Annotated in this window: 13 protein-coding genes and 1 pseudogene; 8 read left to right on the top strand and 6 right to left on the bottom strand. The window is 48.5% G+C overall.

Translation table 11 applies throughout. The annotated features are described in order from the left end of the window. The first annotated feature begins 25 nt into the window (after positions 1-25). The 3 genes from thiC (at position 26) to Q8L79_RS01075 (ending at position 5947) form a co-directional block, all read left to right on the top strand. A complete protein-coding gene (gene thiC / locus Q8L79_RS01085) occupies positions 26-1906 on the top strand; it encodes a phosphomethylpyrimidine synthase ThiC (protein ID WP_305267231.1) in 1881 nt (626 codons plus the stop codon). A gap of 311 nt (positions 1907-2217) precedes the next feature. Next, positions 2218-2661: a universal stress protein gene (locus Q8L79_RS01080; RefSeq protein ID WP_305267229.1), complete on the top strand. Its 444-nt coding sequence runs from the start codon at positions 2218-2220 to the stop codon at positions 2659-2661. 151 nt (positions 2662-2812) lie between these two features. Further along, positions 2813-5947: a nitrate- and nitrite sensing domain-containing protein gene (locus Q8L79_RS01075; protein ID WP_305267227.1), complete on the top strand. Its 3135-nt coding sequence runs from the start codon at positions 2813-2815 to the stop codon at positions 5945-5947. Positions 5948-5990: 43 nt separating this feature from the next. On the opposite strand, the gene mazG is transcribed toward Q8L79_RS01075, so the two are convergent. The 4 genes from mazG to gcvH all read right to left on the bottom strand — a co-directional run bounded on the left by mazG (position 5991) and on the right by gcvH (position 8722). Next, the gene (gene mazG / locus Q8L79_RS01070; RefSeq protein WP_305267225.1) at positions 5991-6791 is read right to left on the bottom strand and encodes a nucleoside triphosphate pyrophosphohydrolase; all 801 of its coding nucleotides are present in this window, start codon (positions 6789-6791) and stop codon (positions 5991-5993) included. A 99-nt stretch (positions 6792-6890) separates the two neighbouring features. After that, on the bottom strand, positions 6891-7823 hold the full coding sequence (locus Q8L79_RS01065) for a carbohydrate kinase family protein (protein WP_305267224.1): 933 nt from the start codon (positions 7821-7823) through the stop codon (positions 6891-6893). 71 nt (positions 7824-7894) lie between these two features. Then, positions 7895-8254 carry a diacylglycerol kinase gene (locus Q8L79_RS01060; RefSeq protein WP_305267223.1) on the bottom strand — a complete coding sequence of 120 codons (360 nt, stop codon included), beginning with the start codon at positions 8252-8254 and terminating at the stop codon, positions 7895-7897. Between the two features lie 84 nt (positions 8255-8338). Further along, a complete protein-coding gene (gene gcvH, locus Q8L79_RS01055) occupies positions 8339-8722 on the bottom strand; it encodes a glycine cleavage system protein GcvH (protein WP_305267222.1) in 384 nt (127 codons plus the stop codon). A 184-nt stretch (positions 8723-8906) separates the two neighbouring features. On the opposite strand from gcvH, the gene Q8L79_RS01050 reads away from it, so the two are divergent. After that, the gene (locus tag Q8L79_RS01050) at positions 8907-9944 is read left to right on the top strand and encodes an efflux RND transporter periplasmic adaptor subunit (protein ID WP_305267221.1); all 1038 of its coding nucleotides are present in this window, start codon (positions 8907-8909) and stop codon (positions 9942-9944) included. A 12-nt stretch (positions 9945-9956) separates the two neighbouring features. On the opposite strand, the gene Q8L79_RS01045 is transcribed toward Q8L79_RS01050, so the two are convergent. Further along, positions 9957-10358: a DUF5710 domain-containing protein gene (locus Q8L79_RS01045; RefSeq protein WP_305267220.1), complete on the bottom strand. Its 402-nt coding sequence runs from the start codon at positions 10356-10358 to the stop codon at positions 9957-9959. Positions 10359-10679: 321 nt separating this feature from the next. Between Q8L79_RS01045 and Q8L79_RS01040 the strand changes: the two genes are divergently transcribed. The 4 genes and pseudogenes from Q8L79_RS01040 to Q8L79_RS01020 all read left to right on the top strand — a co-directional run bounded on the left by Q8L79_RS01040 (position 10680) and on the right by Q8L79_RS01020 (position 12406). Further along, the gene (locus Q8L79_RS01040; RefSeq protein ID WP_305267219.1) at positions 10680-11528 is read left to right on the top strand and encodes a Fic family protein; all 849 of its coding nucleotides are present in this window, start codon (positions 10680-10682) and stop codon (positions 11526-11528) included. After that, positions 11510-11800, top strand: a complete 291-nt coding sequence (locus Q8L79_RS01035) for a type I restriction endonuclease (protein ID WP_305267218.1) — start codon at positions 11510-11512, stop codon at positions 11798-11800. The genes Q8L79_RS01040 and Q8L79_RS01035 overlap by 19 nt, the downstream gene beginning before the upstream one ends. After that, positions 11742-12081 (top strand): annotated as a pseudogene (locus Q8L79_RS20090) (type I restriction endonuclease). Before Q8L79_RS01035 ends, Q8L79_RS20090 begins: the two are co-directional and overlap by 59 nt. Beyond that, the gene (locus Q8L79_RS01020; RefSeq protein ID WP_305267217.1) at positions 12062-12406 is read left to right on the top strand and encodes a type I restriction enzyme endonuclease domain-containing protein; all 345 of its coding nucleotides are present in this window, start codon (positions 12062-12064) and stop codon (positions 12404-12406) included. The pseudogene Q8L79_RS20090 and the gene Q8L79_RS01020 overlap by 20 nt, the downstream one beginning before the upstream one ends. Before the next feature lie 150 nt (positions 12407-12556). Here Q8L79_RS01020 and Q8L79_RS01015 read toward each other — a convergent pair whose 3' ends face one another. Continuing rightward, positions 12557-12919 carry a hypothetical protein gene (locus Q8L79_RS01015; RefSeq protein ID WP_305267215.1) on the bottom strand — a complete coding sequence of 121 codons (363 nt, stop codon included), beginning with the start codon at positions 12917-12919 and terminating at the stop codon, positions 12557-12559. Positions 12920-13011 lie beyond the last annotated feature (92 nt).

The following is a 13011-nucleotide window of genomic DNA, read 5'->3' as shown; positions in this document are numbered from 1 at the left end:
TATTGTTTTATTGTTGGAGATAAACATGAGCGCTGTCCTTAAAGAAGTTACGTCTACCGAATCCAGTAGCGTAAAGATTGATTCCTACCCTGCATCGGAAAAAATATATGTTCAAGGCAGCCGCCCCGACATACAGGTTCCCATGCGCAAAATTACTTTATCCGATACCCCTGTGAGTTTCGGCTCGGAAAAAGGTGCTGAAAAAAATCCGCCGCTTTATGTTTACGATACTTCAGGTGTTTATACCGATCCCAATGTCGAAGTCGACTTGAAGAAAGGTCTGAGGGCGATCCGTTCAGCCTGGATTACAGAGAGAAACGACACCGAAGAATTGTCCGGTCCCAGCTCGGAATTCGGTCGTCAACGCCTTGAAGATCCGGCTACCGCTGAGCTGCGCTTTGAGCATATCCGCAAGCCGCGTAGAGCCAAAGCGGGAAAAAACGTATCGCAAATGCATTATGCAAGACAGGGCATCATCACGCCGGAGATGGAGTACATCGCCATTCGTGAGAATCAGAAAATGGAAGAAATGCGCCATTTGTGGAAAGATCAGCATCCCGGCGATTCTTTCGGGGCATCGATTCCCGATACCATTACCCCTGAGTTCGTTCGCGATGAAGTAGCAAGAGGTCGGGCGATTATTCCGTGCAACATCAACCATCCTGAGCTGGAACCGATGATTATCGGCCGCAATTTCCTGGTTAAAATTAACGGCAATTTGGGCAACTCGGCGGTGACCTCATCTATCGATGAAGAAGTCGAGAAAATGCTTTGGGGTATTCGTTGGGGCGGCGACACCATCATGGATTTATCCACCGGTAAAAACATCCACGAAACCCGCGAGTGGATTTTACGCAACTCCCCCGTGCCTATCGGTACAGTGCCTATCTACCAAGCCTTGGAAAAAGTCAACGGCAAGGCCGAAGACCTGACTTGGGAAATCTTTCGCGACACTTTGATCGAGCAAGCCGAGCAGGGCGTGGATTACTTTACCATTCATGCCGGGGTGCGGTTGCACCATGTGCCGTTAACCGCAAAACGCATGACCGGGATCGTTTCGCGCGGCGGCTCCATCATGGCTAAATGGTGTCTGGCGCATCATACCGAAAGCTTTTTGTATACGCATTTTGAAGAAATCTGCGAAATCATGAAAGCCTATGATGTATCTTTCTCATTAGGTGACGGCCTGCGTCCGGGTTCAATCTATGACGCTAATGATGCCGCGCAATTCGGCGAACTGGAAACGCTGGGCGAACTGACTAAAATAGCTTGGAAACACGATATTCAAACCATGATAGAAGGTCCCGGTCATGTGCCGTTGCATATGATTAAAATCAATATGGACAAACAACTGGAAGAATGCGGGGAAGCGCCTTTCTATACCTTGGGTCCGCTGACGACCGACATCGCCCCCGGTTACGACCATATTACCTCGGCGATAGGCGCGGCCAATATCGGCTGGTACGGTTGCGCGATGCTTTGTTACGTGACCCAAAAAGAGCATTTGGGCTTGCCGAACAAGCAGGATGTCCGTGAAGGTATCGTGACTTACAAAATCGCCGCCCATGCCGCCGATCTGGCTAAAGGTCATCCCGGCGCACAGGCGCGCGATAACGCGATGTCCAAAGCGCGTTTTGAATTCCGCTGGGAAGATCAGTTCAATATCGGCCTTGATCCTGAAAAAGCCCGTGAATTTCATGATGAAACCTTGCCCAAAGATTCAGCCAAAGTCGCGCATTTTTGTTCCATGTGCGGCCCGCATTTCTGCTCGATGAAAATCAGCCAGGATGTGCGCGACTATGCGACAGCAAAAGGTATTGCCGAGGAAGAAGCTTTAAAACTGGGCATGGATGAAAAATCCAAGCAGTTTCTTGAAGAAGGCGCGGATATTTATCATAAGGTGTAGACGCAAAATTTAACAGCTATCACTACGAGGACACGAAGTTTTTATCTTCGTGCTCTTCGTGTCTCGGCAACTGCTCCTGCATAACTCACATGGAAGTGGGAAATGCGGATTTTGCACGACTGTATGGATACAGGAGGTAGAGTAATGCAGGAGCAATTACCGAGGAGCAAATATCTGTCCTTGCAGTCGTAAAGCGCCTACTGTTGGTGCTCTCTACCTCCTCCATCCGCGCAGTCATTCGTGGTAAATTAATCACTGGCATTAGTATGAGGGACGCATTGCGCGGCCTGCTTATAAAACAAGGAAAAACAATGAGCGCTTATCAACATATTTTACTGGCCGTAGATTATTCGGGGCATGGCGACGTGGTTGCGCGAAGGGCAAAAGATTTGGCCGAAAAATATCAAGCTAAATTGAGCATAATTCATGTGCTGGATAATATTCCCATGCCGGATACCGGTTATGGAGCAGTGGTTCCACTAGCTGAAGATTCAGGCTATGAGCTACTGGAAGCGGAGAAAGTCCGGTTAATGCAGATTGGCGATCAGCTAGGTGTTGCTCAGGCTGATCGTTGGATGATTTGGGGTACGCCCAAGCAGGAGATTGTCCAGTTTGCCGAGCGGGAGAATATTGATTTAATCGTTGTCGGCTCTCATGGACGACACGGCTTGTCGTTATTGTTGGGTTCAACGGCAAATAGTATCCTGCATTACGCCGGATGTGATGTGATGGCGATTCGATTGCTGAATGATTAGCTTTTTAAATGTTATAATTTTTAGTATGAGTTAGATTATTTAGGATGCAGTTGAGTGAGCCGGGGACTCGCCCTAAAGGGTACAAAAGCTTAACCTGACGTCTATTAAACACCGCAAAATACTTCAAGAAATATCATTCAAGGAATGTAGCATGTCAAACAATATCGCCTTCACGTCGAGCCTAAGGTCAAAATTAATCCTGATGGTAACCATTCCGGCTCTCGCCCTGCTTTATTTTGCCGGGTCGGGAGTTTCTGAGAGACTATCGCTTTCGAAAGAAATGGTTAAGCTGGAATCTCTGGTTGATGTTTCGGTTAAAATCGGCGCTTTGGTGCATGAAATGCAGAAAGAGCGCGGCATGAGCGCCTCTTTCATCGGCAGCAAGGGCGTTAAGTTTGCCGCCGAATTACCAGTGCAACGCGCAAAAACCGATAAAACGGTTGAGACGCTCCAAACGACACTTAAAAGCTTTGATGCCGGCAGCTACAGTGACCAATTAAACGCCCTGCTGAGTGCTGCTATGAACAATCTGGGCGAGCTTGGCACCCAGCGCAGCATCATTAATGCTCTTGGCATGGATGGAATACAATCGAGCGCTTATTACAGTAAAACCATCGGTTCCCTACTCGATTTTCCTGCCCAGGTTTCCACTCTTAGCAGTCACAGCGAAATTTCCCGTCTGGCCTCTTCGTATTCAAGTTTGCTCAAAGCTAAGGAGCGTGCCGGCATGGAGCGGGCTTTATTGGCGACGGTATTTGCCGTAGATCATTTTACGCCTGACACCTTGAACCGATTTCTAAAAATTTTTTCCGCTCAGGATGTTTATACCGATATGTTCTTTGCTTATGCTCTGGACAGCCAAAAGGAGTTTTACAAGGCTAAGGTATCGGGTTCTGCGGTCGACGAAGTTGCCAAAATAAAAAAAATCGCCATGGACAAAGGCATTGAACCTGGGTTAGGCATTGATCCTCTCTACTGGTTCAAAACGGTGACTGAAAAAATTGATCTGATCAAAGACGTCGAAAATAAACTCTCCGGCGATCTTCTCGATGCTTCGAGCAAATTCAAGAACAATGCCGAGCGGATGGCGATATTCTTTATCGTGCTGACTATCTTGTCTGTACTCATCACTGTTGTATTGACTGTTTTTATTAGCAAGGGGATTTTACGTTCGCTTAACTCGCTTCATCAGACCGCTAGCGCTATTGCAAATGGCGATTTGAGCTCCAGTATCGATCTTTCGCAAAAGGATGAGTTGGGGGAATTATTCCGCTCCATGAATATCATGCAGCAGCAATTGCTGGCACGTGCAACGAAAGATCACAAAGAGCATGACGAAGCCCTGCGTCTTAAAACTGCTCTGGACAGTATTACCGCTAACGTGATGGTGACTGATAATGAGCGTAACATTATTTATATAAATCCGGCGGTCATCGCTATGATGCAACACGCTGAGGCTGACCTGCGCAAGGTTTTGCCCAGGTTCGATTCCAGCAAATTATTAGGGGCAAATGTAGATACTTTTCACAAGAATCCTGAGTACCAGAAACAATTGCTTGCTAATTTAACCTCGACTTTTCGCAGTGAGCTTGTGATTGGAATGCGTACTTTTTATGTGATAGCCAATGCTATCAATAACGGGCAAGGGCAGAGAATCGGCTCGGTGGTGGAATGGAGGGATAGAACGGCTGAAGTGAGCATCGAACAGGAAGTCGCCAGAGTGGTCAGTGGTGCGGTGTTAGGCGATTTCAATCAACGCATTAGCGAAAGTGATAAAGAAGGCTTCTTTCTGCAATTGGCGGAGAGTGTTAATGAGCTGATGGAAACCAGTTCTACCAGCCTGAATGAAGTGGTACGAGTACTTGACGCACTGTCCCGTGGCGACCTGACTGAAACCATCACTAACGATTATTCGGGGACTTTCGGCCAGCTTAAAGATGACTCCAATTCTACAGTGGAAAAACTGAAAGAGATTGTTGGTCAAATTAAGGAGGCTTCCGAGATGATTAATACTGCGGCAAAAGAAATTGCCGCAGGTAACAATGACCTGTCGCACCGTACTGAAGAGCAGGCCGCCAGCCTGGAAGAAACCGCCGCCAGCATGGAAGAGTTGACCTCTACCGTACAGGCCAATAGCCAAAATGCCAAACATGCCAATCGGCTTGCCGTCGGCGCAACGGACATCGCCGGTAAGGGCGTTAAAGTGGTTGGTCAGGTTGTATCGACAATGGAAGGCATTAATGAATCTTCACGCAAGGTTGTAGATATCATCTCCGTGATCGACGGCATCGCTTTTCAAACCAATATCCTCGCGCTCAACGCTGCGGTGGAAGCTGCCCGTGCCGGTGAGCAAGGCCGGGGTTTTGCCGTGGTGGCGGTCGAGGTGCGCAATCTCGCGCAACGCGCTGCCGCCGCAGCAGCGGAAATTAAAGGTTTGATTGGCGATTCGGTGGAAAAAGTTGAAGACGGCACCAAGCTGGTTGCTCAAGCCGGCAAAACCATGGAAGAAATCGTTGGCGCCATCCGTGGTGTGACGGTCATCATGTCCGAGATCAGCGCTGCTTCTATGGAACAAACATCCGGCATTGAGCAGGTTAATCAGGCGATCGGTCAAATGGACGACGTGACCCAGCAGAATGCCGCGTTGGTGGAGCAAGCGGCAGCGGCAGCGGAATCGCTGGAAGAGCAAACGCAAAGCCTGGCGGTTACGGTGGCGCATTTTAAATTGGATGGCAGCTCAAGCAGTTTTACCGGATTTGTTAATGCTGAACCGGCAAACACGCGCAGTCAAACCGGCAGAAAAACCGCTCCTGCCAAGAAACAGTCTTATCAAAATACGCCCCTACCCAATAACGTCGGTATAGACCTGGATAAGGCGCTTGAGAAACATTCCGAGTGGAAGGTGAAGCTTCGTACTGCCATATCAAAACGCGAAGAAATGGATGCGGCAACGATTTCAAGAGATGATTGTTGTGATTTCGGTAAATGGCTGCACCAGGACGTTAAGTCTCACCTTGCTCATGAGCCGAGTTATGCAGATTGTGTGACCAAGCATGCGGCCTTTCATATCGAGGCCGGCAGAATAGCAAATATGATCAACGCAAAAAAATTCAACGAGGCGGAAACACTGCTGGGTAACGGATCCGCGTTCATTGCCGCGTCAACGGCAGTCGGGGTTGCAATTATGCGCTTGAAAAAAGATTTCAATGCTTTGGCAAGCGCTCCTGTTGCCAAGTCAAAACCTCAAACAATGACAGCAAGTGCTGATGAGTGGGAAGAGTTTTAATACATATGAGGGGGCGGCCAGTTGGCCGCCCCTTTTGCAGGATCTATTTTTTGTTTAAAGCTTGTTTTGCCTGATCCCATAAAACATCCAATTCGGCCAATTCGCAGTCTTTCAGATTCAGGCCGGACGCTTTAACCTGTTGTTCTATGTATTGAAAACGTCTGGAGAATTTTTTTGTACTTTCCTTGAGCGCGACTTCAGCATTGACGTTTAAATGACGGGCCAAATTAACCGCAACCAGCAATAAATCGCCGATTTCTTCCTGAATATGCGCCTGATCCCCGGATTGCCAGGCTTCTTTCACCTCGTCCAGTTCTTCCAGCACTTTATCGAAAACCGGCAATGCATCCGGCCAATCAAAGCCGTAATTTGCGGCGCGATCCTGTATTTTTTCGCACTCGATCAATGCCGGAAGATTGCGGGCTACGCCTGATAACACGCTGCCTTGCTCTTCTGTTTTGTTTTTTTTCTGGCGCTCGATTGCTTTTTCCTGTTCCCAGGCCTGATGACGTTCTTCATCGGTATTGAAGACGGCATCGGAGAAAACATGCGGATGCCTGCGGATCAATTTGTCGCAGATGCCTGCTGAAACCTGTTCAAAGTTAAACAGCCCTTGCTCCTCGGCGATCTGGGAATGAAATACTACCTGCAACAGCAAGTCGCCTAACTCCAAGCGCAAATCATCCAGGTCATTGCGTTCAATCGCATCGACGACTTCGTAGGCTTCTTCAATCAGGTAAGGAATCAAGCTGGTGAAGTCCTGTTTAACATCCCACGCACAGCCCTGTTCCGGGTGGCGCAGGCGCGACATGATGTCTAAAAGGTTTTGGGTGTGTTTTAGCATGAATAGATTGTTGTAATTGTTTCACCACGAAGACACGAAGATCACGAAGAAAAATATAAAACTTCGTGTCCTTCGTGTCTTCGTGTGAATAAAAAAGAATTAAAACGAAGAGCCGAAATTCTCGCGGTAGCGTTGCTTGAAGCTATCCATATCAAATGAATGATTCTGGGTGCCGTTATTTTCGATTTTAATGGCGCCCATTAATGAGGCAACTCTGCCGGTCACTTCCCAGTCCAATTCATTTATCAGGCCGTATAAAAGCCCTGCACGATAGGCGTCGCCGCAACCCGTTGGGTCAAGTATCGCTTTGGGTTTTGCAGCAGGAATGGTAATGCACTCGCCGTGGGTGTAAATTTGAGAACCCTGGCCGCCCAAAGTAATGATCAGCGCCTCAACCCGCTCAGCCATTTGTTCCAGTGACAGGCCGGTGCGTTCCTGCATTAACTCGGACTCATAGTCATTCAATGTCACCCAGGTGGCCTGATCGATAAACTTGAGCAGTTCTTCGCCATTAAACATCGGCATGCCCTGACCCGGATCGAAAATAAAAGGGATATCCAGTTCTGCGAACTGCTCGGCATGCAATTGCATACCTTCCTTGCCATCCGGTGATACGATGCCGATGCTGATTTTCCGGTCAGTCGGCACCGAATTTAAATGCGAAGAATTCATTGCGCCGGGATGGAATGCGGTAATTTGATTGGCCTCTTCATCGGTAGTGATATAGGCTTGGCCGGTATAGCTGTTGTCCAGAATCTGAATAAATTCGCTGGATAATTGGTTTTGAGCCATCCATTGGGCATACGGTTCAAAATCATGGCCGACTGTAGCCATAATTAACGGCTCTTCGCCTAATAATTTGAGATTGTAGGCGATGTTACCCGCACAACCGCCGTATTCACGGCGCATTACCGGCACCAGGAATGATACATTCAGTATATGGATTTTTTCCGGCAAAATGTGATGCTTAAATTTATCATGAAAAACCATGATGGTATCGTAAGCCATAGACCCGCATATTAATGCACTCATTGTGTTGTGTTCCTCTTTATTGCCAGGGATGGTGTGTGGATATGCCGCAAGACTGCCGGGAGCAGTTGCGGCTAAAGTAAAATTAATGCCCAGGTTACCGCAGCCCAAGCCAGTGACATCATAACAGCAGCGGAGCCAATATCTTTGGCGCGACCCGATAATTCATGATGCTCAAGCCCCACTCTATCGACTACAGCCTCAACCGCTGAATTTAATAATTCGACCAGCATGACTAAAACGATACTGCCGATCAACAGTAGTTTTTCGATATTGCTTTGCCCCAGCCAGATTGCCAGAGGGGTCGTTACCACAAACAGGATGACTTCCTGTCTGAATGCTTCTTCATGTGTCCAGGTTGCTTTAAAACCGGCAACAGAGAAGATGCAGGCATTCATCAGACGTTTAAAGCCTTTTGCATTTTGATTGGCCATTATTTGTTTACGATTATCTGTTATTGAAAAAGTAAATATTACACAGATATGTGTCAGTTTCGTTACAAGCAGGATAAATCCGGATTATTGCTCGATCATTTGCTGATAAGCATCCGCACTCATTAATGCATCCAGTTCAGACAGGTCATCCGCTTTTATACAAAACAGCCAAGCTCCATAAGCGTCATCATTGACCTGCTCGGGTTCATCTGCCAAGGCTTCGTTGACGGCGACTATTTCTCCGGAAACCGGGCTGAACAAATCGGATGCGGTTTTAACCGATTCGACTACGGCGCATTGCTCTTGCGCTGTTACTTTGCGGCCCAGCTCAGGAAGCTCAATATAAACCAAATCGCCTAATTCTTCCTGCGCAAAATCAGTTATACCGACACGAATGATATTATCGTCTTCCATTTGCACCCATTCGTGGGTTTTTGCGTACTTTAAGTTATCCGGTACATCGCTCATGATAATCTCCAAATATTATAGTTAGTTACTTTATTTTATCGGCAACTGCTCCATGCATTGCTCTACTTCCTGTATTCATACAGTCGAAGGATAACGTGCAATTTTTTAAAAACAACAAAAAAATGCATTTAAGAATGGAAATCTTATAACATGAACAAACCTATATACTCACTTTCCTGTCCACATGAATGCTCTTTTAATAGCCTGCTTTTTTATGCTCAGTGTCGCTCCCGTTATCGCGGATGATGACGATAAGCCGGTCGCCAACGCAGGGCAGGGAACTATTTTCCTGGCCGCTAAAGCCCAGTCGATATCGGGCTTGCAGACAATAACGCTTACCTCTATCAGCGATCATCCTGAATTCACGGCTTATGGAAAAGCGGTCAATATACAGCCGCTGATCGAGTTACGACACCGGTATTCGGTCGCGCTCACTGAGCGCAGCAGCGCTACGGCAAGGTTCAGGCAGGCTGAGCAGAACATCAAGCGCCAGCAAGACTTGTATAGTGACGGCGCGACATCAAAACGTAACTTGCAAGTTCAGCAAGCGCAATGGCAAACCGATAAAGCCCTGGTTGATGCCAGTGGCTTTCAAGGCAAGGCTATCATTGATGAAGCCCGGCTCAACTGGGGTAAAAAGCTGACTGAATGGGCGTTATCTACCGACTCCGAGCAGTTGAACGGTTTCTTATCCGGACAGAAAACGCTGTTGCAAATTACCTTACCGGTTAATAAACAGCTGGCCAACGAGATTCAGAGTATTTATGTCGAAGCATCGGGCAACCGCAGTGCGGCTACTAAAGCCGAGCTGATTTCAGCGGCTCCGCAAACAGATAACACCGCACAAGGCGAAAGCTATTTTTTCCAAACCGACGGTCGCCGCAACTGCTCCCGGCAGTCTTGCGGCGTACACACCATTCCTGGTGATAACCCTATCAGAACCGGCATGCGCGTTGCGGCGTGGATACCTGAACAAAGTGAAAACCGGTCCGGCGTAATTATCCCGAAGTCTGCTTTAGTTTGGTACATGGATCAGGCTTTTGTTTACATTAAAACCGATGCCGAACAATTTACTCGCCGCACTATAGATCAGTATTCGGCAACGAACGGCGGTTACTTTGTCGGCAGCGGCATCAATGCCGGTGAACAGCTGGTTGTCACCGGAGGGCAAATGCTGCTGTCGGAAGAATTCAGGGGGCAAATCCCGAATGAGGATGATTAACTGAAGCAAACGTTAATGCCATGGCGGTGTATCGCCGTTATAGGCAATAAAATCTTTAACCGTTGCATGGGTTTTGACACCGGCGGCGGTCTTCCTGGATGAAGAACTGACTTTGGCGGGTGAAGTTTTCGATCCAGGCGATTCCACAGTACCGGATTCAGCTTGCCATCGGGCAAAAAGGATAATGTCCTTATCTGCCGGGACAAACCATTTCTTTTGGATTGCATCCCACCTTGCTCCAAGCGCTTTTGCCTCATCCTTCTGGGCAAAAGGTACATTCAGATAAATTTTCGAGTCTGCCATTTTGTAATATAGGGGTGCGGGCTTGATGGGGTCAATTGCTGTATTATAAATCATTGTCAACGCAACAAGTCGCATTAAGTGCGGAGCATTAGCGCCGATTTTGCCGGTCATAAATGCGGCATTACAAACCAAGTCAAATTTTTTAAGTAAAAACGCAATGATCGAAGGCATCAAGAAAACACTCTGGGCCACAGCAGAACGAGGCGAGGTAGCAATAGGTGGTTGCTGTTTAGAAATAGGTGGTGCACAGCGGCAATGCTTAAAGTGTGACCACACTTGGAGAATTAAACATCGTCGCCAATTTGAAGGTACTGGCCCATGAGCTAACAACCGCCTTACACCATCACGCCACTGATATTGCAGCGGGCCGCAGAAATTGTCGAACTGTTAACCCGTTGGGAGGTGGCCGGTGATAACGCTCTGTCGCCGTAGTTGCGCCGTAACAATCGCATCCGTACCATTCAGGCCTCGCTGGCTATCGAAAATAACACCCTGAGCATCGAGCAAGTGACCGCCGTACTGGAAGGCAAGCAGGTTTTAGGCTTGCCGCGTGAAATCCAGGAGGTGCGCAACGCCTTTGCCGCTTATGAACAACTGCCGAATTGGCAAGCGTATTCCTGTGCCGATTTATTAACAGCACAAGGTTTATTGATGGCTGGACTGGTCGATGACGCGGGGTGCTTTCGCACCGGTGGCGTAGGTATCTACAATGCTCAGGACTTGATACACGTGGCCCCGCCCGCCAGTCGGGTTGCTGCGCTGATGGCTGATTTGTTATCCTGGCTGGCATCGGCTCCGGTACACCCGTTGATAGCCAGCTGCGTGTTCCATTACGAATTTGAGTTTATCCACCCGTTCGCCGATGGTAATGGCCGCATGGGTCGCTTATGGCAAACGCTGATATTGAGCCAGTGGCAACCGCTGTTGGCTTATTTGCCAGTTGAATCGGTCATCAGGGTTAGGCAAACGGCTTATTACCAAGCCTTGGCAGATGCAGACAGTCTGGCGGATTCAACGCCTTTCATCGAGTTTATGCTGCAAGCCTTGCTTGATGCGATGACAGACGTGCTGGTAAAAACGTCGGGGAAAAGGTCGGTAAAAACGTCGGGGAAAATTCTTGCGTTGATTCGAGAAAATACTTCAGTAACGATCCCGGAACTAGCGGTTTCGATTGGTGTAAGTGAGCGATCTATTGAACGTAACCTCAAAAAACTGCAAGTCGAACACCGTCTGTCACGTATCGGGCCAGCCAACGGTGGGCATTGGGAAGTAAACGGATAACCGAAGATCAACTGGAACAAGAAACCCTGAGCTGGCTGGCCGATGTCGGTTATACCTCTATCTATGGCCCGGACATTGCCGTAGACGGTAACACGCCCGAGCGCAGCAATTACATTCAGGTGGTTTTGGTCAAACGCTTGCGCAACGCCATTAATCAGCTTAATTCGCTTGTTCCTCTGATCGCTCGTGAAGATGCCTTACAGCAGGTTCTGAATCCGGATACGCCGGTGCTACTGGCGGCTGATCGACTTTGCAGATGCCGCTGCCAATGAATGGCTGGCGGTCAATCAGTTCTCGATCAAGGGCCCCAAACATACCCGCCGCCCCGACATTATCCTATTCGTCAACGGCCTGCCTGGTGCTGCTGGAGCTGAAGAACCCTGTCGACCTCACTGCTGATGTTTGGAAAGCCTACGACCAGATCGATACTTACAAAGAGCAAATCCCGGACGTATTCCAGTACAACAAAGTGTTGGTGATTTCGGACGACCGAAGCGCTGATGGGCTCGCTTTCTACCGACAAAGAGCGTTTTATGGCGTGGCGTACTATTGACGGTGTGGCACTTGATCCGCTCGGCCAGTTCAATGAGCTGGAAACGCTGGTGCGTGGTGTGTTGGCTCCGGCTTATCTGCTGGATTTTCTGCGCTTTTTTGTGCTGTTTGAAGATGACGGCACAATGGTCAAGAAAATCGCCCATGAACTGGCGGAAAAATTACGCAAAAGCGCCAGCAGCGTGGATTGGGCTGTGCGTGAAGGTGTCCGTTTCAACCTAAGATTGATGGTGAAGGGGATATTGCGCAAATACAAATACCCGCCCACCAAACGGGAAGAGGCCATTCAACTGGGGTGCTGGAGCAGGCGGAGAGTGTGGGCTTAGCTTTAAGTTTATAGGCTGATGAGGGTGTATCTACCTCCCTGGAACCCATGAGCGTCATGCTCTGTCATCCCGGTGTACCGAATGAATATGACTAAGTCAGGATGAGCGTGAGCAAGCAGGTTGGTGTATCTCTTGCTCACGCGATTGCAATTAACTTTTTCCAGGCAACATGCCGACCGAGCCGGGCTTGATGCGTTTGCAGGTAACGACTACATCTTCCAGATGGCACTGGCTTTTACCTTGATTAGCGCCAGTGCAGGGGGTGCAGGCAGCCTTGCCTTCATCCTTCACTTTTTCGACATGCCAGCCGTAACCTTGCGACTGACAAAATGTTTTGCTGTATCGGGTGATGTTGTAGGGTTTTGACGCGGTCGCCATGGCTTCTGATTCTACTTCACACCCCGCCGAGGGCAGCGTGTTAGCCATGAGGTCCCGGTATATATATTCTGCCGCGAACGTTGTTCCGGAAAACAAAGTTAACGCCGCCCAAAGGCATATCAAATTAAGTTTCATATTTTCTCCTGATGATTATTTTAAGTGGTGCATGATCACGCTAAGGTTGACAAAGCGGCGGCTTACCCATAGGCAAGTGCGCGAACCCATCA

The organism is Methylobacter sp., from assembly GCF_030680395.1.
GTDB lineage: Bacteria > Pseudomonadota > Gammaproteobacteria > Methylococcales > Methylomonadaceae > Methylobacter_A.
Note: the sequence above shows the minus strand (reverse complement) of the source record. Positions and strands in the feature narration are given on the sequence as shown.

What these genes read in the sequence shown, in the direction of transcription:
- thiC (WP_305267231.1), top strand. Translation starts at nt 26, where the DNA reads ATGAGCGCTGTCCTTAAAGAAGTTACGTCTACCGAATCCAGTAGCGTA.
- Q8L79_RS01080 (WP_305267229.1), top strand. Translation starts at nt 2,218, where the DNA reads ATGAGCGCTTATCAACATATTTTACTGGCCGTAGATTATTCGGGGCAT.
- Q8L79_RS01075 (WP_305267227.1), top strand. Translation starts at nt 2,813, where the DNA reads ATGTCAAACAATATCGCCTTCACGTCGAGCCTAAGGTCAAAATTAATC.
- mazG (WP_305267225.1), bottom strand. Translation starts at nt 6,791, where the DNA reads ATGCTAAAACACACCCAAAACCTTTTAGACATCATGTCGCGCCTGCGC.
- Q8L79_RS01065 (WP_305267224.1), bottom strand. Translation starts at nt 7,823, where the DNA reads ATGAGTGCATTAATATGCGGGTCTATGGCTTACGATACCATCATGGTT.
- Q8L79_RS01060 (WP_305267223.1), bottom strand. Translation starts at nt 8,254, where the DNA reads ATGGCCAATCAAAATGCAAAAGGCTTTAAACGTCTGATGAATGCCTGC.
- gcvH (WP_305267222.1), bottom strand. Translation starts at nt 8,722, where the DNA reads ATGAGCGATGTACCGGATAACTTAAAGTACGCAAAAACCCACGAATGG.
- Q8L79_RS01050 (WP_305267221.1), top strand. Translation starts at nt 8,907, where the DNA reads ATGAATGCTCTTTTAATAGCCTGCTTTTTTATGCTCAGTGTCGCTCCC.
- Q8L79_RS01045 (WP_305267220.1), bottom strand. Translation starts at nt 10,358, where the DNA reads ATGACCGGCAAAATCGGCGCTAATGCTCCGCACTTAATGCGACTTGTT.
- Q8L79_RS01020 (WP_305267217.1), top strand. Translation starts at nt 12,062, where the DNA reads ATGGCGTGGCGTACTATTGACGGTGTGGCACTTGATCCGCTCGGCCAG.
- Q8L79_RS01015 (WP_305267215.1), bottom strand. Translation starts at nt 12,919, where the DNA reads ATGAAACTTAATTTGATATGCCTTTGGGCGGCGTTAACTTTGTTTTCC.